Genomic DNA, 22984 nt, shown 5'->3' on the forward strand with positions numbered 1-22984 from the left:
CAGCCCCAACGAATACGAACACCGACACCACACCGCTAAACTCACGCTCGCCGCGTGATCAATAACCGCGTGCCCACCTTCACGGGGGAAGGCCCGACCGCTAATGTCGCCCCTCGCAAGAGCTTGCTCGATGGCCGGAGGGAGGGGTGGGCTGTGCAGTTGCGTGACCTGCAGCGCATGCGGCTCCAAGCCGAAGAGCTGGCAGCCGAGGACAAGACGCGGCTGGAAGCGGCTACGCAGCGCGTGCAGGCGGCGGCGCTTGAACTGGCAGCAGCACAGGCTGAGAAGGACCTTGTTGCCGGCATGGCGAGCAGTTCCGGCGCACTGCTCGCCACCATCGACAAGCGCATCGAGCAGCGTCGTTCCGGCAATGGAACGACACAGGCCGCTGACCGCGTAGCCGCGAGGGAGGCTGGCAACGAGGGAGAGGCCGGTACACGAGTGACCGTGGCTGATGCGATCCGTGCACTCCTGAGGGCGCAGGGGGAGGCCACGACGAAAGAGATCACGAAGCACATTCGGCGTGTACGGCCGGATGTGAACGTCAAGAACACCAATCCGGAGCTGACGCGCTTGGTGAAGCGAGGGGATCTCGTGCGGCCCTGCGCCGGCGTGTATCGACTCAGCACCCGCACCTCGGACATACCTGGTAGTCGCTGAGGAACCAGTCCCGAACATGCGTGAACACCGCCGGAGTGCCATCCGGCGGCGTCACGGTGCGCATGGTTTGGGCCTCACGCGCCCCGCCACTATACCGAGCGTGTCGGCGGCGGAGCGCTCTGTGTCATCCCCACGTGTTTGAAAGAGGCCTCACGCATATGGAAAATCTGTTCTCCCATCCCGACTCGGCCAGACATCCGGGCACTTCACCCATCTCCGGCGAGCACGGAACGGCACACGACTCCGACTCCTTGCACGAGGGCCCGACGCTCCCAAGCGATCGTGCGAATGTCCAGCGGCAGGTGGCGCTCTTGTGTGCCGGTGCCGAGAGCAGCGGCGTAGACCAGCGCACGATCGCCAGCGCGGACCTCGCCCGCCAGGAATCGGTAAGTGCCGACACCGCCACCGAAACGCTGCGCTTTTGCACCTCGTTGGGATTGTTCACCGGCGCGCGCGGCAAGTTCGCCGTGACCGACGCCGGTTGGGCCATCGCGCAGCGGTGGCGGGAGGATGAGACGCAGGCGCGGCTGCTACTGCAGGCGCAGTTTCTGCCGCACCGTTGGGCGACGGCTGCGTGGGATTCGATGCGTGACGCTCCGGTGCCCGTGGAGCTCCTGGCGAAGCGCCTCCAAGGCGATCTGCCGGGCAAGCCGCGACGCGGGGTGTATCTCGTTGAGTGGCTGGTATTGGCGTTGTTGGTGCACCGTGGCCGACACGGGTTGGTGTGGCCTGCCCCGGCGCTGGCTGCAGTCGCAGGTACCGGAGGTCCGGCGTTTTCCGCACCGCGGCCGGCTCCCGAGCAGGTTCCGCTTCCGGAGCCGGCCGCCCTGTTCGGACTGACTAACAGCGAACTGCGGAAGTTGGCTGCCGACCGCTACTGCGCCGTGCTCGACAATCTGACTCAGTTCCTGGAACTGGCCCCGGCCACCTGATCCTCACTGACCCTGCAGCCGATCCACGCCGCGGAACTCTGAGGCAGGCCCGGCTGTGCGCGGTCTGAGCAGGCCATCGCACGCGTTGCGGAGTGCTGCCGTAATCCGCCGACGGCAGCTGTCACCCGTAAACCTTCGTCGAGCTGGCCTTCTTCGCCACGTATTGAAACCTGCCCTCTCACACCTGATGCGTGGGCGCCGCGCATCGGTGCGGTGTGGCCTGTACCGGTCCTCGCCAACAGCAGACCGTTCCCCCCTGGCCCGTCGCCATGCGGACACCCTGCCGCCGAACGGTGCCGGATCCGAATTCAACCTGCTCAAAAGGGAGTTGTTCGTGCTCACTTCGTCATTTACAAGACGGCGGCAGCCTGGCTCCACGCCGCTTTGCGGCGGCCAACGTCGTCTGGCGGATCCGGCCCGCATGACGGCACGGTTCGTAGACCCGTCGGGTACCGAACATGAGATGCCGTGGCTGGAGGCTTCCAGCGAGCGGCTGCTGGAGGAGTGCCTACCGGTACTGCAGTTCCCAGTTCTCAAGGGCCGCCGTGTAGCGCCGGGCTGGTGGTGGTCAGCGACCAACCAGCGTCTAGTCCACTACGGGTTCAAGGCCATGCGCACGCAGGTCATGATGCTGGACCATGACCCACAGGTCGTGGCACTGGCCTGCCGGCCGGTGGAGCTGCTGTGGCAGGGCCGGGGCGGCAAGACCGTCCGCCACGCCCCGCACCTGATGGCGCGGCTGGCGGACGGCAGCGGACTGCTGGTGGACTGCGTGGGCCGTTTCGGGGCGGGGCACCGGCTGGTGCGGCGGGCCGCGCATCTTGAGGCCGCCGCGGCTGCGGCGGGCTGGCACTACCGGCTGGTCGGTCCGCCGCCCCGGGAGGTGGAGGCCAACGTGCGCTGGCTGGCCGGCTACCGGCATCCGCGGTGTGGGCAGGACCGGTTGCCGGAGGTCGCCGCCTGTTTCCGCACGCCGCGGCCTCTGGTGGAGGGGGTGCGGCTGCTGGGCGATCCGATCGCGGTGTGGCCGCCGGTGTTCCACGCCCTGTGGGCCGGCGTGCTGAGTGTGCCGCTGGAGCGTGTGCTGCACGAGCGGGTCATCGCGGTGGCCGCGCGGGCGGGGGCAGAGCGATGAGCCGGCCGGTGCTCGCAGTCGGTGCCACCGTACGGCACGGCGGCCGGGAGTGGACCGTCGCCGGGATCGAGGGGGCCATGGCGTCCGGGGCACGGATCTGGCTGGCCGACACAGATGGCGACGGCTCCCTGGCCGTGTTCGGCCTGGCCGAGCTGCTGGCGGATCCCGGCTTCGGCCCGGCGGCCGGCCCGCGTCTGCGGGTGCCGCAGACCGGCCTGCTGTCGACCGTGCCCGAGGACCAGCAGCTGCGCGCGCTCGATGTGGAGCGGCACGTCCGCGAGGTGGAGACCGGATACCCGGTGCCGAACGGCAAGGGCACGGTGAAGCCCCAGTACGACCCCGCATCACGGACGCTGGCACAGCGCGAGCAGGCGAAGGCCGATGAACTGACCGCGCAGGGCTGGTCGGACGTGAGCCGGGCGACCGTGCGCAGGTGGCGCACGCGCTACCGAGCCGACGGGGTGTGGGGGCTGGTCGCCAAACGGCGCGGCTCGACCCGGCTGGACCGGGCCGATCCCCAGGTGGTGGAGGCGCTGCGTGCCCTGCTGCCCGAGGAGGCTTTGCGTTCCCGCTCGCGGGGGTGGAAGAAGCGGATGCGGCGGGAGACGCAGTGGTGGCTGGACGCGCAGCACGGCGAGGGGAGGGTCGAGGTGCCTGCCAAGTCCACGTTCAACAAGCTCCTCGACGCCGTGGAGGCATCTCTCGGGCTCCAGGGGACGGTGGCGCAGCGCCGCGCCCGTGCCGCGCGCCCGGCCCCGCCGTTCAAGCCGACGCTGGCGCTGCGGCCCGGTGAGATCGTGATGCTGGACAGCTCGCCGATGGATGTGCTGGTGGTCCTGGACGACGGGGTGGTGGGGCGGCTGGAGCTGACCACCGCCGTGGATGTGGCCATGCGCGGTCTGTGGGGGGTGCTGCGGCCGGTCGGGAGCAAACTGACCGATGTCGCGGTGCTGCTGGCGCAGATGATGACGCCGATGACGATGCGCCCCGGCTGGGACGCAGCACTGTCGATGGCCGCATCGGCCGTGCCGCACGAACGGCTGACCGCGGTGGACGAGCGGCTGAAAGATGCGGCGGCTCGCCCGGTGATCGTGCCCGAGACGGTCGTCGTCGACCAGGGCAAGGTGTTCGTCTCTCCCGCCACCCGGGCCGCGTGCGAGAGCCTGGGCATCTCCCTGCAGCCGGTGCCTCCGGCCAACGGGCCGGCCAAGGGGCACGTGGAGCGGTCGTACGGCTCGATCAGCACCGACTTCTGCCAGTGGCTGCCCGGCTTCACCGGCTCGAACGTGGGCGAGCGCGGCTCACGCGTCGACCAGGAGCGGCTGTGGACCGTGTCCGAGATCCAGGCGCTGTGGGAGGAGTTCCTCATCCACTGGCACCACCGCCCGCACGACGGACTGCGCCACCCGCTGATGCCGAAGAAGGCCCTCACACCCAACCAGATGTGGGCGGCGCTGCTTCCGGTTGCGGGCTATGTGCCGGTGCCGCTGTCGGCGGACGACTTCGTGGAGTTGCTGCCGGTGCGCTGGCAGCCGATCACGGACGCCGGCATCCGCTTCGACTACCGCACCTACGACGGCGCCTGCCTCAACGGCCACCGCGGGCAGGACTCCGGGGTGCGCTCCCACGACGGGCTGTGGGAGGTGCACCACAATCCCTACGACCCCGCGCGGATCTGGGTCCGGCTGCCGGAGGGGTTCCGTGAGGTGGCGTGGATCCATGCCACCTCGGTCGGCCTGCCGTTCACCCACCACATCTGGGAGCACATCTGCAAGGTGGTCGAACGCACCGGCTCACGCGAACAGCACGAGGCCGAACTGGCCCTGGCCCTGGACCGTTTCCTCAAACGGGCCGCCCGCAAGGAGAAGCTGTCCGCCGCGGAGCGGCGGGCGGTGGCGAAGTCCCGCGCCGCGGGCGCGGTGCCCGTGCCCGAGGGCGAGCTCAACGTCCTGGACGTGCCCGCGCCGTCGTTCGGGCTCGCCGGCGTCTACGCCGTGCCCGACATCGACGACGAGACCGTCCCCGACGAAAACGAGGACGGGGGCGTGGACGAGGGTGACGACGTCTTCGGCTCGCCCGACGACGCGTGGGGGGCCCGCCGGCCCGGCGGCGGTCTCGTCCTGGACGAGGCGGACCCGGAGGACGACCAGTGGCTGCCGTGACCACTGCCGCAGACGACGGCTTCTTCGACGACGAGGCTGCCCCCGGTGCGGTCACCAACTGGGTTCTGTGGCAGGCGGAAGTGTCCCGCTCGCGCGTGCCCGCGCCCCCGGTGGACGACCCGTGCTGGAGCCGCAAAGCGCTGCTGGACTACCACTCCGAGTTCGTCGTCCTCAAGACCAGGTCCATGGAACAGGCGCTGACCCAGCTCAAGTTGACGCTGCTGGTGAACAACCGGCAGCGGAGCACGGCCCGGCGCGGCCTGATCGTGTCCGGGCCTCCCGGGGCGGGAAAGTCGACCACGCTCGCCGAACTGGGCCGGTCCTTCGAGCTGAGCGAGCGGCGCCGCCTCGCGGGCCGCGAGGGCTACATGCCCGTGGCGTTCGCCTCCATCCCGCCCACCTGCACCCCCAAGAGCCTTGTCCAGGTCCTGGCCCGGTTCGCCGGTATCCCCGTCCACGACCGGATGACCGAGAACACCATCACCAACGCCGTGTGCCACGTGTTGTGCGAGCGGCGCACCCGGCTGGTGTTCCTCGACGACGTCCACCAGCTCAACACCCGCACCCGGCCCGGCGCCGACACCTCCGACCAGGTCAAGACCCTCGCGGAGCGGGTGCCCGCGACGTTCGTGCTGGCCGGTGTCGATGTGGAGCGCTCGCCGCTGCTGACCGGGCCGCGCAGCGCCCAGCTCGCCGCGCGCTGCAAGGTCCTGCGCACTCCCCCGCTGCTCAACGGCACGTCCGAGCAGAAGAAGGCGTGGCGCGCGTTGCTGCAGGGCATGGAGGGAGCGCTGCGGCTGGCCCGGCACCGCCCCGGGACGCTGGTCCGTCACGCCGACTACATCCACCTGCTCACCGGCGGTGTGATGGCCAGTCTCTCCCTCCTGGTGCGGGAGGCCGCGATCCGCTCCATCGTGGACGGCAGCTACGCGGTCACGAAGAAGCTCCTGTCGCAGGTGGTGCTCGACGCCCAGGCCACGAACGCGGCACGCGCCACGCGCCGGCAGCGCCCCACCCCCTAGCCGCCCGCCGCCCGCGAAGCCGCGCGGTGGTGCGGCTCCCGGCGCCGCACCACCGCGGCCCCGCTCCCCCCGTTCGAAGGCTCCCCGGGGACCGCCCCCGTCCCCGGCGCCCTCGTCGCCGTCTACCGCAAAGGAACCATGCCGGTGCAGTCCCCCCGCCCAGCACCCGCCCAGCGCCCGCCCGTCGAGCAGGAGCTGACCGGCTCGTGGATACGCAGGATGACCGCCGGATTCGGCCTTCCGGCCCAGGACCTGCTGCGGGCCGTCCTGGGCAGCCCGCACAGCGTGCAGGTGACGGGCACCCCGGGGACCGGCCTGGAACTGTTTCTCAACACCCCCGCGCAGGCGGCCCTGGCCCGGTTCACCGGCGTGCCCCGGGCCCGGCTCACCACCCTGCTGCCCAGCCTCGCTGCCGCGCACGACCGGCTCGTGGACGACGACATCCTGCGGGCCGCCTGGTACGCACCGTGCGAGGCATGGGTGGGGGCCTGCGCTCCGTGCACCGGGCGGGCCCGGCGGGCCGGGCAGACCGTGCTGGTGTACCCGGGAACGGCCGGGCACGTCTGCCGGCGTCACCGGCGCTGGCTCCTCGCGCATTCTGGAAGGCCGGCGAACATTCCGCTGGAGACCCTGCCCGAGGTTCTCACCGCTCACCGCCGCCATGCCGCTCTCGTGCGGGCCCGTCCGGATGCCGCAGACGTGGTGGCGCTCGCCGCGGCGGTGGTGTGGTCGTGGCAGGTACAGGGGTGGAGATCCGAGACGGTCTGGCAGGACCGTGTACGTCGGCTGGCCGCGGTCACGGGGTGCAGGCCGGCGGCCGTGGTGCCGCATGCGCTGGTGTCCTACCCGGAGACGATCGCCGTGGCCCGGCTGCTCGGCGCCGCGCGCTGGCAGCAGCGGCTGCGTGAGACCGCCGCGGCCGAAGGGGCCGCCGCCGCAACGGAATTGCTGCTCCGGGAAATCAGCCGCCAGGCCGACAGGCCGTGGCTCGCGGACTGGTTGATCGCATACACCCGCACCAGGCCCAGGACAGCCGTACGGACCGATCCGCTCGATCGGTGGCTGCACCGGCTCACCGCTGCGACCGGCACCAACAGTGACGGCTTGTGGACGGTGCACCGGACGGCGGCACGGCCCACCGAGTACAGCGACCGCGCTGGCTTCCTCACCGACCGCCGTCCCCGCACCGTCTGGGAAGAGGCCGGGGCAGCCTTCCTGACTGGCGGCTGGGAACCGGTGCCCTCAACGCGGCCCGGGCCGGTGCCGCGCCCGTGACGTCTCCCGGCCCCGTCCCCGGCTCCCCCACCCGCCGTCCCCGGCCCGGACTGCATCACGTCGGCGTCCGCGGACCGCCCCTCGTTGCACGCCCCCGCCCCGCCCGCTTCCCCCCCATAAAGGAGAGACACACCATGGCACCAATCAGCCCGGAGTACGCCAACCGGCTGCTGGCGGAACTCACTGAGGGCTGCCCCGTCCCCGCAGCGCCCGCCTCGCTGTCCCGCTACACCTTCCAGATCAGCAACCACGTCCTCATCGGGGACACCGCCGTCCGCGGCCACAAGTACAAGGGCCGGTGGCGGCTGGACGACCGGGACATCCGCAAGGCCGGCGAACGGCTCGCCTCTCTCCCGTTCGATCCGGACGACCTGGTCGACGCCCGTCTCTCGTCCTCCGAGCGCGATCGGACGTGGCGCGCGCAGATCCTGCGCTGGTTCGACGACATCTCCTACCGGGACCAGAGCGCCAACGGCTGCCGCTGTGAAGGGCAGCGGCCGTGCCACCTTACCCGGCCCAACCGCCATGGACTGGGGTGCGGAGCGACTTTCGAGCAGGTCAAGGAACGCTACGGCCGGTGGCCCATCGCGTGCACCAGCCCCCTGCCGCTGCTGACGTGGTCCGGCACCGCCTGGATGGTGCCGCGCGCCTACGCCGCCCTTCTCGACCGGGCGGACCAGATCGCCGCGGAGTGTGTCGAACAGGCCGCCCGATGCAGCCGCTGCAACGCCACCGGGGACGTCTGGAAGTGGCGCACGTCCAGCAACAGCGGCTACACCACCCTGTGCCCCGCGTGCGCCACCTCCGTCGCACGCCCCTACAAGGACCATCTGCGCGGTCGGCCGTATGCGTCGCTGCTGAAGAACTCGCAGCCGGAGGCGTTCCTGTGCCGGTTGTGTCCCGGTCCGCGGCAGGCCGTGTACTGGGACCACTGCCACACGCACGGATTCGTGCGCGGCCCGGTGTGTGCCAGCTGCAACACCTACGAAGGCGGCGGCCACAAGTTCATCCACCGGCCGGGCGCGGTCCGCCACCTCCTGCTGTGCGACGGCTGCCGCCGCGACAGGACCGTGCCGCCGCACCATCAGTCCGACATCGTGCTGCAGACGTTCGTGTTCGACCCTCACGGCCCGTGCGCACAGCAGCCCCACTCCGCGTGGGGTTCGGTGGAGGAAGACGGATCGATCCGTTTCCGGCTCCGCTGCTGGCGGTGCGCGTCTGCACCCCGGTGGGAGCAGGTCGTACCGGCCGCCCAGGTCAGGCAGCTGGTACGGGAGTTCGTCGACAAAGCCCTGGACGCCGATGCCGACGCCCCCGGCCAGGAATCCGCCTGACGGCCCGTCCCCTCATCGCCTCTGTTCCTGAACTTCTCTCCCCCCGAGTCCGCCCGTGGGCCGGGCGCCCGGCAGAACGCAGCACAGGCGCCGCCTTCTGCCGGGCATCAACGAAACGCGACACGTTATGGCTTGCACCTTTCGAACGCCACCGCTGACGGGCGAGAGAAGCCCCGGGCTCCTCTCGCCCGCTCGGTGCCTGGTCCAGGAGCGCTTGTCTGACCTGCCCAGCGTCGGCCAGCAAGACAACCCCGGCTGCTTCTTCCAGCTGCAGGGCCACGGATTTACCTGCACCACGTTCTCCCAGTACCACGACGACCGGCACGTCCCGCCGTTCGTCCAGCCGTTTCGCAGCACCGGCGTCAGGTCTGTCGGCGAACGGTCCAGGCCGGACGTCAGCGGGCAGAGGCAGCAGGGACCTGCGCCAGGTGTCGACTCGATGCGTTCCTCAGGTCGCTTCTCTTGCAGAAAGATGCTTCGTCCTCGCCGCAGGGCCCTCGTGCCGCCGCTTCTGCGACGAAGACGTCTGCCGTCCTGGCTTTTCACCGCCAGCCGTAGAACCCCTCGCCCTCCTCGGCGCTCCAGTCGTCGTGGTTGAGGGCTTCCTGCCACTTGGTGGTCACAAACGTTCCGTCCGTGAACCGGTTGGCAGGTCTGGCGGTTGCCAGATGGGTTTCGAGAAGCTCTACAACGTCCTGGTAGAGACCGTCTAGGCGGCCCTGGCCTGCCTGTTGAACTCTCTGGACTACTACGTCCAAGACACCGATGCTGGCTCTGAAGGGGCCGAAGGAGGCAACCTGGTATCCGTCGGTGATGGGCTCCTCCTGGCCCGTGTCCAGCGCAGCAAGGAAGGGTTCGTAGTAGGCCAGGGCGAATCTGTTGCGGTCCACGGGCAGGTCGATGGCTTCGAACTCGTCTTCAACCGGATCCACGGCGTGCAGCTTCAGGTGGTCCGGTATCCCCTTGTACTGAGGGAAATGAGCGGCGCAGGCGTAGGCCAGGGCGGGGGGTTCACCACCTACCGATCGGATCGTTCGCTTCTGGGCACGCATGGTCTCTTTGAGCTCGTCGTCGATGTTCCCTGAGCGTCCTTTAGCCTCGGCAACGACCCATCCACCTGTCTCTCTTTCTCCGAAGAGATCAGCACGTCGGCGGGTGTTCGCAGCGAAGCGGATTCCGTAGCGGGCGGCGTACCGGTCCACGTGCATGAGGAAGCGCACCGAGATCACCTGCTGGCTGAAGATGCCGGTCATTCCCTGTCCCAGCGTGTAGGACAGTCCCACCTTCTCCGACCGGTCGAGTTCGCGAGCAAGGTCCGAGCGTGTGAGGCGGCCTGTGGGCGCGCGACGGATGTACGCCGGGATCAAGGCAACACGGTGGAGCCACTCGTAGACGGATGTCCAGCCGAAGGCTGCCTGGTCTTGTGGTGCTCTGCCTGTGACGAACAGAGCATGAGCCAGTGCTTCGACGGTAAAGACCATACGACCGGTCTTGTGGAAGCTGTCAGGGAAGTCCTCTGCTGTGTACCAGACTTCGAATTCGTCAGGCTGCACCACCCTCAGTACCCCCTGGTTATCTCGCGCCTGCGGCAGACTAGCGCCGGTTGCGGAGGGAGCACGTCGGCCAGTACCAGGAGGCGGTCTTGCGGGTGACACCTGTTCAGGGGGAAACGACGTGGTCTTTTCTGCACCGGGTGGCGGCCGCCTACCGGCTGCCGGTGACCGACCTGATGACATGGTGGCGGTGGGTGAACCCCGTGCCCCGAAGACGTGGTGTGCGTCCCGACGGCGAGGTGTTCCTCGACGAGGTGGCGCAGGGGCAACTGGCCGGATGGTGTCGCGTGTCAGCAGGGCATCTGGCGCGGGCGTTGCCGTCCTGGGCCGCCGGGCCTGCGGTGTTGGCCGACAGTGGTGGGGATGGGCAGGGGTGGGCGAGGTGGCGGGCGGGGGCTTCGGAGTGGGGGCCGGTGGTGTTCGGCTGCCGGCTGTGCGCGGCCCGGCGGGGCAGCGGTGGAGGGCGGGTGTGGGCGTACCGGCGGCGGTGGCGGCGGTTGTGTGTGCGGCATGGCCGGTGGCTGCTGGATGTGGGTGAGGGGCATCCGGTGGAGTTTGTTGATGCCGGGGATCTGGTGGCGGAGTTGGTCCGGGCGCTGCGTGTTTGGGGCCGGGTGGCACGGGCTGGAGTAGCGGCTGGCGCGGTGCCCCGTGATGTGTTCGAGCTGGCCCGTGCCGTGGTGTGCGGGTGGTGGGAGCAGGAGGAGTTCTGGGAGCGGGAGGCGGCGTGGGGGTCGCGTCTGGAGCAGGTGGTGGCAGCTACGCGCCGGTGGTGTCCGGATCCGGCAGGCTGGGGCGTGCAGCAGTGGCGGCTGCTGGTGCGGGACGTGGTGGTGTTCCCGGAGATCGTCGCGGTGGCGAGGGTGCTGGTGGACCCGCGGATGCAGCAGTTGGCCGCCGGGAACGGTTCGGGTGGTCTGGTGCGTGGCCGAGGTAGCGGTGAACAGTTTTCTGCCGCGTTGGGCGAGCGTCTGGGACGGGTGTGGCTGGTCGAGTTGGAGGCGGATGGCCAAGGAGGGCCGTTGGCGTCCTGGGCGCAGGCGGTGGTCCGTGACCAGCCCCGTCCGGCGGGGACATTGCCGCGACAGGGGCGGTCTGGTGTGTGGTGGGTACCCATCGCGCACCGGCCGGTGGAGGTGGGAGTGGGTCTGCGCCTGCTGGCAGACCCAGTAGGCGCAGATCTTGGTGCGGGCGAGAGTTTAGGTACGGCAGAGCGTGGCGGGCCGGCGGGTCAGAGAGGGTGGCAGGCGGAGTTGGCGGTGCCGCGGCGTGCCGGGCACGGCCGGGGTCTGGAGCAGTGGCATGTGAAGTTGTTCGCCGAAGGCCTTGAGCAGGCCCGTCTTCATGTGGAGCGGTTCGGGCATCTAGCCGTCGCGCACACCAGTGGCCGGGTGCAGGAGGGGTTCGATCTGGGGCGATGGCTGGCCAACCGGCGTGCCGAGGCCGCATCACTGACCGCGGAGCAGGCGGAGCAGCTTCTAGAGCTGGATGCATGGTGGAACCCACCGTGGCCTGTCGACTGGCAGCGTGCCTGGTATCGCGCCCGCGGCCACGTGCACGAGCAGGGGCTGGTGCACGGCGGTGACAACCTGGCCGGGCTGCCGCGCTGGCTTCAGCGGTGGCTGCGCCACCAGATCGCCTGCTACGGGCAGTTGCACGATGGCCAGCGGATGCTGCTGGCTGAGCTCGGGCTGTCTACGGGCGAGGTCGAGCTGTTCCACATGTGGTCCGGGCGGCGGCGTCCGGTCGCCGATGGCCTGGCTGTCGCGCATGCCTACTCTGTTCGTCACGGCCACCTCGCCGTGTCTCAGCCCACCATCGTGGACAGTTTCGCGCTGGGGACCTGGCTCAGAAATCAACGCCAGCGGCAGCGCAGCCTCGGCCGGCCCACTCGGCTGGGACACCGTCTGACGGACCTCGATGCATGGTGGAACCCGCCCTGGCCAGTGGCCTGGCAACGCATGTGGTGGGCCTGCCGCTACCACCTGACCGGGCTCCCGGACGGTGTTGAGTGGTGGCCAGGCGCCCCGAACGACGAGCATGCCGCCGCCTGGCTGCGTGAGCAGAGTGCGCGACGGACACTGTTGTTGTCAGAGCAGCGGCGTCTGGTCGATGAGCTGCTGTCGCCGACCGGTGGGGTGCCGATGTGGCAGCCGCGGATCAGCGATGTCGCCTGGCAGTCCCTGTCTGGGCTGCTGCCCACCCGTCCCCACACCGGTGGCCGCCCCCGCAGCGAACGGCAGATCCTGGAAGCCATCGTCCACATCGCCTGCACCACGCAGGCGTGGACGCGTCTTCCCCCGGCTCTGGGCCCCTTCTTGACCTGCCGGCGCCGCTTTCTTCTCTGGCGCGACGACGGCACCCTCAAGCGAATCTGCCGCGCTGTCCTGCCTGAACAGGACGCCATCTGGCAGCAACGGCTTGCCGCCTACATCGATTTGTCTGCATGAAGAGAACCGTAACCGCGTGCACCAAGGACGTGGTGTGCGTCCGATGGCGAGGACAGCGGGTGGCGCGCACGCGAGCCTCGGCTGTCAGTCGGCGGCCGGGGTGAGAGGTCTGCCGGGGCGGAACGAGACGATGTGCGACAACCGTCGTGCGGCATGGCCCGCCCGCAAGGTCATGATCATCGGCAGTGTGGTCCGGTCCTCCGGCCAAAGTACAGCCCTGTCTGCGGCGCACGGAGACTGAAGAGCACACGCAGGTTTTTCCAACCGGGTTGCCGACCACCGGACGTCGGCAGTTTTTCTTCGTCAGATAGTCGGCACGTGGCCGGCCTGGTGCGGATTGACACGTGCCGAGATTCCCTTTCTCCTTGCGCACCGCACTGACCATGAAACCGGCGACTGCGGCATCGGGGTCGTTGGCTGCGAGACGGAGGGACCGTCGCATCAAAAATCGGCCGCCTTTTCGAGATTTCGCGCGCATGTCTCATGTGAAGCGACGTGGTGTCAGTGGGCGCTGCCATGCTGATCGCTCGCGGCCGGAGCCAGGCCCGAGGGCTGAAATGACTCGCAGTGCGGGTGGAAGGGACGTGCGGCGTGGCCTTGAGGGCGACGGCTGAACAGGAGGCGGCCCGGGAGGCGTTCGCCGCGGGCCAGAACTTGGCCTTGGTGGCTGGCGCCGGTACGGGAAAGACGTCAACGCTGGTGATGATGGGCTCGGTGACGCGGCGGCGGGGCCTGTACGTGGCCTTCAACAAACCGATCGCTGACGAGGCCAAGGGCCGGTTCGGACCGAACGTGGAATGCCGTACGTCGCATTCGCTGGCGCACCGCGCGGTAGGCCGCCAGTTTCAGGATCGGCTCGACGCCTCTCGCCATATGCCGCTCAAGCGTACGGCGCAGTTGCTGGGGCTGGACCGGGACCTGGCGGTGGGCAAGCGGCGGCTGAGGGCGACGACGCTGGCGCGGCTCGTGATGGAGATGGTCCGGCGCTTTTGCTACAGCACGGACGAGCAGGTGGCTGCCCGGCACTTGGGGCCGGTGAACGGGCTGGATGATCAGGGTGCGCAGTATCTGGCGGAGGTGCTGCTGAAGCGGGCGCGGTGGGCGTGGGAGGACATCTGCTCGCCCACAGGAAAGCTGCCGTTCCAGCACGACCACTACCTGAAGATGTGGGCGCTGACACGGCCGAGGCTGTCGACAGACTTTATTCTGCTGGACGAGGCGCAGGACACCAACCCGGTCCTGGAGGAGATCTTTCTGGCGCAGAACGCGCAGCGGGTGTGTGTCGGGGATCCGGCGCAGCAGATCTATGAGTGGCGGCATGCCAAGGACATCATGAGCAGTTTTCCGGGACAGCGGCTGGAGTTGACGCAGTCGTTCCGGTTCGGCCCGGCGATCGCGGAGGTGGCGAATCGGTGGCTGCGGGCTGCCTCGTCGACGATGCAGCTGACCGGACACGCCGGCGAGGCCTCGGGGCTCGGACGGGTGGAGGTCCCCGATGCGGTGTTGTGCCGGGGGAACGCGGACGCGCTCGCGCAGGTGCTGCGCTTTATCGAGGAGGGGGTGCCGGTTGCGCTGGCCGGGGGCGGCAAGCCTCTGCTGAAGATCGCTGAGGCGGCGATCGATCTGCAGGCAGGCCGGCGGACCTCACATCATGAGCTGTTCTTGTTCTCGTCCTGGGGCGAGGTGCAGGAGTACGCCGAACAGGACTCTGCGGCGGCGGAGTTGAAGGCGATCGTTGAGCTGGTCGATACCTACGGGCCGCAGCAGATCATCGCGGCCGTTAAGCGGATGGTCGACGAGGACCAGGCGCGGGTGGTGGTGTCCACGGTGCACAAGGCCAAGGGCCGCGAGTGGCGGCGGGTGCGGATCGGGGACGGATTCGCACCGTCGGCGGACGAGCCCCGGGCCCGGGGCGTGCATCCGGCCGAGGCACGGCTGATCTACGTGGCGGTGACGCGGGCACGCGAGGTGCTGGACACCACGGGGATCCAGTGGGCCGAGGCCCAGATCCGGCAGGCCTCGCGCGGGCCCGTGACGAAGACGGCGGACGGTGTGCCGTTGGCTGCGCTGCCGTTGACGGCACAGCTGGAGTACCCGTACTCGCCGATGTCGGTGTTCCTGGCCCGGCATCTGCCGCATACGGAGCGGGTGGTCGGCTCGTACCTGCAACGCTCCCGGGGGCTTCCGCCTGCGGTACAGCCGATGGACGAGCGGCGCCCCGACTATGCCGCTCTGGGGCGCACCATCGACTACCGCCTCCGGCTTGCCCTCGGCTGCGGCCCGGGAGGCGCGGTGGCGGCCGGCGTGCAGCTTCTTGGCAGTACCGTCCCGCTTGACGGTGCTCCCGCACCCGAGGTGCGGATGGCTCTGCACACGGCCGGTATCCGGCTGCTCGCCCGGCTCCACGCCCACCTGGAAGGTGCACCCCGGCTGGATGAGCAGGAACTGACCCGGCTGTGTCACGTGGCCGGGTTCTATGAGGCCGTCTATCGCAACGGCGTCTTCTCCCGGCGCCGCAACCTGCTCGCCCACGCCAACGCGCGCACCACCCTGGCCCAGCTGACCGCGGCGGTCCCGGTGTATGTACTGGATGACATCGCCGAGCAGATGGCGCTCGCCGAGCAGCCTTTCACGCCGTTGAGGCAGCTGCCGGACGAACAGCGGGTGTGCGGACCGGTGTTCACCGGCAGCAGTGACCTCGGCGGGGCCGACGCGGACTTCATCGTGGGAGGACTGCTGATCGACTGCAAGGCCACCACCCGCCCCCACACGATCCAACGCTCCGCGGTACAACAGCTCACCGGATACCTGCTGCTCGACTACGACAACGCGTACGCCATCGACCGGGTTGGCCTCTACCTTTCCCGCCACGGCTCCCTGATCACGTGGAGCGTCCCAGACTTCCTCAACGCTCTGGACGCTCGCGTTCCTCTGCCCCAGCTGCGCGCGCTGCTACGCGTTCACCTTCGCCAAGTGCAGCGCTCGGCATCGTCGAAGAAAGCCTGACTGGACCGGAGGCCAGATGTCGGCGGTGATCGGAGTTCCCGGGGCGGGGAAGCGACCGTGGAGGTGGCAGAGGATCTGGACGACGATCTGTTGCCGGCGATGATCTGGCTGACGTGCGGTGTCGTGGCCATCGCCGGAGCAGGCAGTACAGGCTGGCTAGAGCAGTCCGACTTCGATGTGTCCTGAAAGAGCGGGTGAGGAGAGGACCGTGCACGCGCAAGAACCGATGCTGGATCCGCCTGTGGTGCAGATTCCGCGTCTCCTGAGGGCGGTCGGCCCGGGCTGGCACGCTGTGCTGTATCGCTTGCATGACCAGCTAGTCGCCCTCTGTCCCGGCTACCGGGCCATCGGGGTGAAGGAGAAGTTCGGGGGCCTGCGAGTACAGGTCGATCTCGGTGAGCGAGCTGTCCGCGAGGCGGCCGCGCCGCTCATCAGGACCGCCGAGGCGGATGCTGCCGTACTCTGCGAGTTCTGTGCAGGCCCGGGGCGGGCGCGGCCGCGCAATGACGTACCAGCGGGGTGGATCAAGACGGTGTGCGACGGCTGTCACCGCGCCTGGTCCGCCCGCGAGATCATGATCGTCCATGGTGCGGTCCGGTACTCCGGGCGAGGCCCGCACAGCCCTGCAGCGCCCCGCGAAGGCTGACACCGCCGGGACAAGTCCTCAGGCTGGGGCCCTACCCGGCGGCCTGCACGCAGGAACGGCCCTGGCCGCCTGAGGGCGATGCCCTCCCACATGCGGGCCCTGTCTGACCGTGGAGGCACGGGAGTTGCCGCTTCCCCGTCTGTCCGGCCACGAGAGGCAGGCCGGTCCCGTTCCAGGGGGCGCAGGCAGTCTTGCGGCTGACACCCACCCTCCACCAACGCCGAAGAGCCCAGTCCACAGCGAGTCCGCTCCCTGGCGACGTGGCGCGCGGATTGCCGACGGGACATCCGGCTTCCCGCACCACACCGGCCAGCTCGCCCGAATCACGCTGGCCGGTTCCCGAACCCCGTCGGCGTCAGCAGCGTTTCGCGCGGGCGGAGTCGACCCGCGCGAAATCCTCAGGCCCTTCGTCCATGAGCATTCCCTGTGGATCCACCAGCGGCGCCACCACCGGGTGAAGGTCGTCTCCGGCAGGATCGTCCTCGCCGTCATGCCACCGAGCAACCACACGCCCCGCACCCGCCACCAGATCAGCGAGTTGGAGGGAGGGGTGGTCCACCGAGCGGCCACGCACCAGATCCTGGAGGTGGTTTCCCTTGATGAGACCGTGGACCAGACCCACGGCAGTGGCCCCGCGCTCAAGGACCTCAAGCTTGTCGTCGGTCAGCAGCCGCTGATCGTCCGCGAGGACCTGGAGCTTGCCGCCGTAGCGTATCGACGCGTGGAGGATGACCGTGGGCACGGCGGTGACGAGGGGATCCATCGTGTCATCCAGAAGGCCGTGCTCTCCGGTCGGCATGGCCTCGGCCGGACGCTCACGGGCGAACTCCTCGGCCTCTGGGCGGGTCTTGCGCAGCATGTCCAGGACCTCTGCTGCTTTCTTCGCCTGGGGCGCCTTGCGGCGGCGGGCGTAGGCGTGGGACTCCCGGATGACGGCGTAGAGGTCGTCGACCGTGACCTGGGCGCCCTTGCGGTTCTTCTTGGAAAAGAAGCCCACGGCGGCAGCGATGAGCCGGTCGAAGCCGTCACGACCCAGGGCCCGGGGCCCTTCGGTGGCCAGGTCCAGGGCGAACTGCCGGCCCACGCCGTTGCTGACGATGTCGTAGCCCAGGGCGTTGAACCGCTCCTCCAGCAGGAGGTCTACGAGCTTGGCCGCGACGAAGTAGTGCTTGTCGATCGCGTACACCGAAGCACGGTCGTACAAGGGCCCGCCCGGCCCCAGCAGTTCGCTCAGGAGCCGGCGGCGCTGGCCGGCTCCTCCGCCGGTGAACATTTTTTGGAACTTCACCTCTGGCGCGGACTTCTGGATCCCTGCCTCGCGTCGCAGCGTGTCCACGATCGCGGCGGCTTCGGCGTCGTCGATGGCCACTGAGCCCAGGATCATGTAGCGGTCGCCGCCGTGGAGTTGATCGCCGTGGTAGCCGGACTCGTCGATGGCCATCCAGCGGTGTTCGCCGGCTGTGTCGTCGGTGGGTTCCTGGCGGTTGCGGCGGCTGAAGTTCGGCCCGAGCAGGCCCGTGCCCGCGTTGCGCGTGTGGTTGCGTTCACTCACAGGGGACATCGTCGGCGGATCGGACATCGTCGACAACCCGCTTTCGCAGGCGTCCGCCCCGGTGGGGCCTGCGGGATGGTGCGGTTGGTTCACCGGCCGGCGTTGGATGGCCAGGCTGTCGGGAGGGCGTGCTCTTCGCCGCTTCCAGTCCAGCGGCCCGTGATGAGCCAGAGTTCGTAGTGCAGGAGCCAGGCCGAGGTCCACGGCAGGATGGTCTGGGAGAGGAACATGTGATCGTTCCACTCCCCGGGCAGGTACAGGCACAGGTCGCCACTGGCGTAGACGTGCGGAAGGTGTGTGGCGTCCGGGTGCAGTGCCAGAGGCGGGTCGATGACGCTCACACGGGGGTTGCCTCGGTGGCGGTAAGCGATCCTGACCGTGTAGCGCCTGCTGACGGGGGTGGGCTGCAGAGTGAGGATGCAGACGAGTTCGCCGCTGCGCAACGTCGCTTCGACTGTGGGGACGGCCGCTTTGACGGCGGCCATCTGCCGGGCGAGGTTAATCGCGCGCGTCGGTGTGCTGGCCATGGAAGGTCTGGGGGCGCCTGCGCGGGCCGACGGTGGTGGTGGAGAGCAGTCCCGTGGTGCTCATCCGCTGCTGGGCCGCCGTGTTCTTCATGCGGTTCGCGTAGCGGGTGAACGAGTGTTGCAGGGGGCCGGGGTCGAAGGATTTGGTGAGGTAGGAGTAGACGGTATCCAGGCCCTCGGAGTGCATCCGGGACAGATTGTCCATGGTCGCCGTGAGCTCGTCGAACCACGTGGTGAAGGCCTGGCGCCGCTCAGGGTATTCGTTCCACTTGTCGGTGAAGTTCTCCTCCTTGTGGGCGGGGTTGGCGACCCTCCACTGGCCGTTGCGCCGTTCGATGAAGCCGGGGATGGCGGCGAGCACGTTGCGCAGGGCGGTAAACAGGTCGTCCTCCCCGCGGTAGGCGCGACCGGCGAGGGTGGTGAGGAGGATGGATGGCGGACGGTTGTCGGTGTCGTCGGCGAAGTAGGTCATGCAGTGCCACTTCAGTACCTGCACGAGGCGCTGGAGAGTGCTGCGGATGTGCCAGACGGGCACGTCAGCGATACTGGCGCGCTTCTCAAGAAGGGCGTGAGAGAGTTCGGAGCGGGCGCTGAACCAGTGTGCGTAGCCGATCGGGTTGCCGTGCTGCCACACGTGCAGGTTCTTGTCCGTCAAGAGGATGCCGGTGGGCTGGTGTTCGTCGTCCGGGATGGCCGGCAGGACGTCGAGGTGGAAGCCGGTGTATCCCAGGGTCCAGCACCGGCGGCGGGATTCCAGGCTGACGGGGCCGTCACCGTGGCCCTGGTTCTGCTTCCAGCGCCGGTACGCGATGAGCTGGTCGCCCACTCGCTGCTTGAGATCGTCCTGAGTGGTGCTCGTCTTGTGCAGCGGGATGCGGCAGACGAGATCGATGTCGTACTCGCCGGTAGGGGTTTGGGGGCGGACGACGGTACCGAGGAGGAAGGACCCCTGCGAGTAGATCTCGTAGTCCGGGCTCGCGTGCAGGCCGAGCCAGGTGCCGACGTCCTTGTAACGGCGAACAGCGGTGTCGTAGAGGTCCGGGGAGATATCGAGGGTTTCCACCGCGCCGTCGAGCAGCATGGACAGCATCTGTTCCAGGGAGTCGGTGTCGGCCTCCCGCATCGGGTGGAGCGTGTTCACGTCATTCCTCACGGGTGGGGTGGCAGGGCGTGTATGCGGGGGCGCGGTGGTCGCAGAAGGCGCGGTGGACGGCCGGCGAGACGTCGCGGCTGACGTGGCCTGCCAGTCCGGAGAGGGTCTGGGTGTCGACGTTGTCGAGCGCGACGGCTCCGGTGGGGACGGTCGGGTTGAGGCGCAGGACGTTGTCCTTGCCTATGAAGTGGCGCACCTGTTTGGCGGCGCTTTCGCTCTGGGCCCGCATAAGGACTTCGACGGCGTCGCCGGCCCAGGGCAGCAGCCCGCCGCGGTCGAGGCGGCGGTGGCGGCTTCGGACGTCGGTGGTGGTGCCGAGACTGAAGACCTTGATGGCTTCGAGGGGGACGGACAGCGGTCCGACCGCCTCGGTGAGCGCGACCATGGTGGGGTTGTTCGCCCACACGCCGCCGTCGACGAGGCGGGCTCCGTCCAGGGGCATGCCGGGCAGGTAGGTGGGTGCGGCGGAGGTGGCGAGCGCGACATTGACGGCCTTTTCCCGCCAGTCCCGCTTGAGGGTGGGCAGGTGCGGGGTCCGGAAGAGGTAGACGTCGTCGGCGGCGATGTTGTAGGAGGTGATCACCAGGCGTTTGGTGCTCTCTCCGAAGGTCCGTTCGCCGAAGACGTCGGTGAGCGCCGCCCGCAGGGGCTCGGTGCTGTACTTCGCACGCACAAGGTGGCGCAGGCCGCGCAGCCTGGAGCGGTCACGGAAGATCCGCGGGCCGTGCTCGGTGTAGAAGGTGAGGATCTGGCGGGGTGTCAGGCCCAGGCCAAGGCTGAGCGCGATGATGCCGCCGGTCGAGGTGCCGGCGATCAGGTCGAAGTGGTCGGCGATGCGGATGTCGAGGTCTTCCTCGAGTCGGGCGAGGACCGCCGCGGAGAACATGCCGCGGAAGCCGCCGCCGTCCAGGGCCAGGATCTGGAAACGCTCGGTCAGTGCAACCGCCCCCGTCACGCGGATCGTTGAAGGGCCGCTGCCGGTGCAAGCGGATCTTCCCTGTCGGGACTACTTAATATCACGGCATGGATTTCCGCGCGTGTTTCCGCGCGCGGGTCGTAGAGTCGTGCCGGACCGCGCCGTCCCCGGAGCGTGCGGGGCCTGCGCGATCCGCCAAGATGTGGAGACCAAGATCGGGCAGGGCAGGCAAGGGGAGATATGAGCACGCAGGTGTTCGAGAGGGCACGGCTGCGGACCGCCCGTGAACTGGCCGGGCTGAGCCAGACTCGGCTCGCTCGCGAGGCCGGGCTCACGCCGGCCGCCATCAGCCAGTTCGAGAGCGGGGCCGCGCACCCCAGCCCGGAGACGGCAGGCGTGCTGGCCCGGGTCCTCGCGGTGCCGCCGGCGTTCTTCGACGAGGCGATGACCGACAGCCACGACGGTTTCTTCCGCTCGCTGCGACGGACCTCGGTGACCGACCGCCGCCGCGCCCGGGCGATCGCCCACGTCGCCCACGATCTCGCCGTCCACGCGTCTGCGGTGGGCCGCTTCCGCGTCGCGGACATGCCACGCCTCCCGGTGAGCAGCCTGCAGGCGCAGCGGGCGGAGATCGAAGGGGCGGCGGCCCGGGTGCGGTCGCTGTGGGGGCTTCCTCCGGGGCCGGTATCGAACGTCGTGGAACTGCTGGAGGGACACGGGGTCGCCGTGACCCGTCTGCCTCTCGACAACCGCGATGTGGATGCCTTCTCGCTGCCGTTTCCCGACCACCCTGTCGTCGTTCTGGGCAGTGACAAGAGCGACCGCGCTCGCGCCCGGTTCGATGGCGCGCACGAACTCGCCCACCTCGTCCTGCACGGCGAGCAGATCTGGGGTGTCAAAGAGGTCGAGACGCAGGCCCACCAGTTCGCGGCGGCCTTCCTCATGCCCGCCGACGACATCCACGACCAGTTGCCGACCACGGTGGACTGGCCGGCCCTGTTCCATCTCAAACGGCACTGGCAGGTCTCGCTCGCCGCCCTGCTCATGCGGGCGCGGACGCTCGGACGCATGAGCGAGAACGTCTATCTCACCGCCATCAAAGCGGCCTCCGCCCGCGGGTGGCGCCGCGTCGAGCCGGTCCCTCTCGGCCGGCCGGAGCAGCCCACGCGGCTCCTGACCTACCTCGCCTCCGCCGACAGCGCCCCCGCCCGCTCCGTCCTGCCGCCCTGGATCGTGGAGAGCCTCCAGACCGCGTCGGCGGTATGACCCGCACTCCCCCGCTTCCGGCGAACGCGAGGACTCGGCAGGCGGCCGCACCGAGCCTTCCGGGGCCCGCCCGGCCCCGGATTTGCCGCGTTCCGAAGCCGTACGGGCAGCCCCGGGTCCTTGTCCTACGCGCCCGCCCCACCCGTGCGGTACGGCTCCCCGATGCGTTCCTTGTACCTGCGGACCTCAGTGATCAATTCGCCTCCCGCCTCGATCAGTTCACGCGCCCGGTCGCTTACCGTACGCAGGCGCAGGACGTGCTCCACGACCTGCGTGTCGTCCAGCGAGTCGAGCCATGCCCGGACCGTTTCCGCCTCGGGCCGTTCCGGGAAGAAAGCAAGGAATTCGACGAGACCGGCACGGCCGGTGGCGGCCGCGATCCTGTCCCTGGCCCGTACGACCGCAGGTGCGCGGCCCGCCGTCGCCAAGGCGGCGCGCATGTCCCGGTGTCCGACGGTGATGTCGAGGTGCGGTGGCAGCGGGCTCACCTCGTGACGGTCGGTGACCAGAACGGGGATGGCCACGGTGCGCACCCACTCCTCGAGAAGCTCCAGCTCGTTGGCGGCGATAGCCCACATACCGCTGTCGGGCCGCTGCACGGACACGGTCGGCCACACAGAGAAGGGGATGCGGGCGCCGCGCGGGGCGCTGGCGAGGACGTCGCCTTCCCGCAAGGGCAGTCCATCACCCGGCTGGGGCCCGCGTTTAAGGGGAAGGGCGACGGTCAGATCGCTGCGCGGATCATCTGGTTGCACGGCGCCGAGCCGGGTCGCCGCGACAGCGGGAGCGCGGTGCTTGGCTACATTGGTGTAGACGGCGAGGAGCCGCAGCGGATGCTCGTCGGGGTTGCGGCGCTGGAACGGCTGCAGCCGCTCGATGCGCTGCGCGAGCGGCGTGCCAGCATTCAGCGGCGCAAGCTGCCGTCGCCTGCGATTGCCGAACCACTGGGCGAGGGCGGCGGCGTCACACGTGGCCGGCATCTCCACGCCCTTCGCCTCCTCTTCCGTCAGCAGCCGCCCAAGAGCGGCCTCAACCTCCGCATACAGGGTGTGTTCCAGCGCGGCCCGCAACTCTGGGTGAGGGCGTCGGCCACGAGCCGGGGTATCGCCTGCGGGAGCGGGGCGACCTCCCGGACCACGACGTCCACACGGTCACCCTTGCTCACTTCGGCGAACGTGATCGTCCCGTGCTCGGTGTAATCGTGCGTCAGCCGCAGCAACCGCTCGATCGTGTGATCGACATGGGCCAGCGTCTCCACCACATGGAGTTGGTGGTCGGGCAGCCAGGAACAGTCCGCGTCGCGCAAGCTCATGCAGCGACCCTAGCGACATGAGATCAGGTCCTGGTGATCTCTACCCGGCGGTGTGCCCGCGCGCGGGGAATGGGCGGGGGAGG

The 22984-nt window shown here is 69.3% G+C and carries 19 protein-coding genes; 11 read left to right on the top strand and 8 right to left on the bottom strand.

Annotation, left to right across the window (positions count from 1 at the left end; all coding sequences use genetic code 11):
• Nucleotides 1-54: 54 nt before the first annotated feature.
• From ACFYXB_RS35720 to ACFYXB_RS35750, 7 genes are all read left to right on the top strand, one after another.
• The gene (locus ACFYXB_RS35720; protein ID WP_389589193.1) at nt 55-660 is read left to right on the top strand and encodes a hypothetical protein; all 606 of its coding nucleotides are present in this window, start codon (nt 55-57) and stop codon (nt 658-660) included.
• A 158-nt stretch (nt 661-818) separates the two neighbouring features.
• A complete protein-coding gene (locus tag ACFYXB_RS35725; RefSeq protein ID WP_389589194.1) occupies nt 819-1592 on the top strand; it encodes a hypothetical protein in 774 nt (257 codons plus the stop codon).
• A gap of 463 nt (nt 1593-2055) precedes the next feature.
• Nucleotides 2056-2727: a TnsA-like heteromeric transposase endonuclease subunit gene (locus ACFYXB_RS35730; protein ID WP_389589195.1), complete on the top strand. Its 672-nt coding sequence runs from the start codon at nt 2056-2058 to the stop codon at nt 2725-2727.
• A gap of 8 nt (nt 2728-2735) precedes the next feature.
• Nucleotides 2736-4889: a transposase gene (locus ACFYXB_RS35735; RefSeq protein ID WP_389589196.1), complete on the top strand. Its 2154-nt coding sequence runs from the start codon at nt 2736-2738 to the stop codon at nt 4887-4889.
• A complete protein-coding gene (locus tag ACFYXB_RS35740) occupies nt 4886-5911 on the top strand; it encodes an AAA family ATPase (protein WP_389589197.1) in 1026 nt (341 codons plus the stop codon). The genes ACFYXB_RS35735 and ACFYXB_RS35740 overlap by 4 nt, the downstream gene beginning before the upstream one ends.
• 138 nt (nt 5912-6049) lie before the next feature.
• Complete coding sequence (locus ACFYXB_RS35745) at nt 6050-7186, top strand: hypothetical protein (RefSeq protein ID WP_389589198.1); 1137 nt, start codon at nt 6050-6052, stop codon at nt 7184-7186.
• A gap of 134 nt (nt 7187-7320) precedes the next feature.
• A complete protein-coding gene (locus ACFYXB_RS35750; protein ID WP_389589199.1) occupies nt 7321-8520 on the top strand; it encodes an endonuclease domain-containing protein in 1200 nt (399 codons plus the stop codon).
• Nucleotides 8521-9062: 542 nt separating this feature from the next.
• Here ACFYXB_RS35750 and ACFYXB_RS35755 read toward each other — a convergent pair.
• Nucleotides 9063-10076, bottom strand: coding sequence for a hypothetical protein (locus ACFYXB_RS35755; protein ID WP_389589200.1), 1014 nt, complete (start codon nt 10074-10076; stop codon nt 9063-9065).
• A gap of 545 nt (nt 10077-10621) precedes the next feature.
• Between ACFYXB_RS35755 and ACFYXB_RS35760 the strand changes: the two genes are divergently transcribed.
• From ACFYXB_RS35760 to ACFYXB_RS35770, 3 genes are all read left to right on the top strand, one after another.
• A complete protein-coding gene (locus ACFYXB_RS35760) occupies nt 10622-12523 on the top strand; it encodes a Helicase associated domain protein (protein ID WP_389589201.1) in 1902 nt (633 codons plus the stop codon).
• A 591-nt stretch (nt 12524-13114) separates the two neighbouring features.
• On the top strand, nt 13115-15529 hold the full coding sequence (locus ACFYXB_RS35765; RefSeq protein WP_389589202.1) for a UvrD-helicase domain-containing protein: 2415 nt from the start codon (nt 13115-13117) through the stop codon (nt 15527-15529).
• Nucleotides 15530-15586: 57 nt separating this feature from the next.
• A complete protein-coding gene (locus tag ACFYXB_RS35770) occupies nt 15587-15715 on the top strand; it encodes a hypothetical protein (protein ID WP_389589203.1) in 129 nt (42 codons plus the stop codon).
• 130 nt (nt 15716-15845) lie between these two features.
• Here the strand turns inward: ACFYXB_RS35770 and ACFYXB_RS35775 are convergent, their stop codons facing one another.
• The 5 genes from ACFYXB_RS35775 to ACFYXB_RS35795 form a co-directional block, all read right to left on the bottom strand.
• Entirely contained in the window at nt 15846-16115 is a 270-nt protein-coding gene (locus tag ACFYXB_RS35775) for a hypothetical protein (RefSeq protein ID WP_389589204.1), read from the bottom strand.
• 415 nt (nt 16116-16530) lie between these two features.
• Nucleotides 16531-17727 (bottom strand): DUF3800 domain-containing protein, encoded by a 1197-nt coding sequence (locus tag ACFYXB_RS35780; protein WP_389589205.1) that lies wholly within the window; start codon nt 17725-17727, stop codon nt 16531-16533.
• Between the two features lie 89 nt (nt 17728-17816).
• Nucleotides 17817-18254: a hypothetical protein gene (locus tag ACFYXB_RS35785; protein ID WP_389589206.1), complete on the bottom strand. Its 438-nt coding sequence runs from the start codon at nt 18252-18254 to the stop codon at nt 17817-17819.
• Nucleotides 18226-19395: a nucleotidyltransferase gene (locus ACFYXB_RS35790; RefSeq protein ID WP_389589207.1), complete on the bottom strand. Its 1170-nt coding sequence runs from the start codon at nt 19393-19395 to the stop codon at nt 18226-18228. Before ACFYXB_RS35790 ends, ACFYXB_RS35785 begins: the two co-directional genes overlap by 29 nt.
• Before the next feature lies 1 nt (nt 19396).
• Nucleotides 19397-20362, bottom strand: a complete 966-nt coding sequence (locus ACFYXB_RS35795) for a CBASS cGAMP-activated phospholipase (RefSeq protein WP_389589208.1) — start codon at nt 20360-20362, stop codon at nt 19397-19399.
• Nucleotides 20363-20563: 201 nt separating this feature from the next.
• Between ACFYXB_RS35795 and ACFYXB_RS35800 the strand changes: the two genes are divergently transcribed.
• Nucleotides 20564-21589, top strand: a complete 1026-nt coding sequence (locus tag ACFYXB_RS35800; protein WP_389589209.1) for a helix-turn-helix domain-containing protein — start codon at nt 20564-20566, stop codon at nt 21587-21589.
• Nucleotides 21590-21714: 125 nt separating this feature from the next.
• On the opposite strand, the gene ACFYXB_RS35805 is transcribed toward ACFYXB_RS35800, so the two are convergent.
• Together ACFYXB_RS35805 and ACFYXB_RS35810 are read right to left on the bottom strand one after the other, a co-directional pair.
• Nucleotides 21715-22575, bottom strand: coding sequence for a hypothetical protein (locus ACFYXB_RS35805; protein ID WP_389589210.1), 861 nt, complete (start codon nt 22573-22575; stop codon nt 21715-21717).
• A 20-nt stretch (nt 22576-22595) separates the two neighbouring features.
• A complete protein-coding gene (locus ACFYXB_RS35810) occupies nt 22596-22901 on the bottom strand; it encodes a hypothetical protein (protein ID WP_389589211.1) in 306 nt (101 codons plus the stop codon).
• Nucleotides 22902-22984: the final 83 nt, after the last annotated feature.

Origin of the sequence: Streptomyces sp. NPDC002619, from assembly GCF_042889305.1 — a bacterium.
In the GTDB taxonomy this organism is placed as follows: Bacteria; Actinomycetota; Actinomycetes; order Streptomycetales; family Streptomycetaceae; genus Streptomyces.

Coding starts and splice junctions, on each gene's coding strand:
- ACFYXB_RS35775 (WP_389589204.1), bottom strand. CDS start 16,115: ATGGACGATCATGATCTCGCGGGCGGACCAGGCGCGGTGACAGCCGTC.
- ACFYXB_RS35800 (WP_389589209.1), top strand. CDS start 20,564: ATGAGCACGCAGGTGTTCGAGAGGGCACGGCTGCGGACCGCCCGTGAA.
- ACFYXB_RS35810 (WP_389589211.1), bottom strand. CDS start 22,901: ATGAGCTTGCGCGACGCGGACTGTTCCTGGCTGCCCGACCACCAACTC.
- ACFYXB_RS35730 (WP_389589195.1), top strand. CDS start 2,056: ATGCCGTGGCTGGAGGCTTCCAGCGAGCGGCTGCTGGAGGAGTGCCTA.
- ACFYXB_RS35745 (WP_389589198.1), top strand. CDS start 6,050: ATGCCGGTGCAGTCCCCCCGCCCAGCACCCGCCCAGCGCCCGCCCGTC.
- ACFYXB_RS35785 (WP_389589206.1), bottom strand. CDS start 18,254: ATGGCCAGCACACCGACGCGCGCGATTAACCTCGCCCGGCAGATGGCC.
- ACFYXB_RS35725 (WP_389589194.1), top strand. CDS start 819: ATGGAAAATCTGTTCTCCCATCCCGACTCGGCCAGACATCCGGGCACT.
- ACFYXB_RS35750 (WP_389589199.1), top strand. CDS start 7,321: ATGGCACCAATCAGCCCGGAGTACGCCAACCGGCTGCTGGCGGAACTC.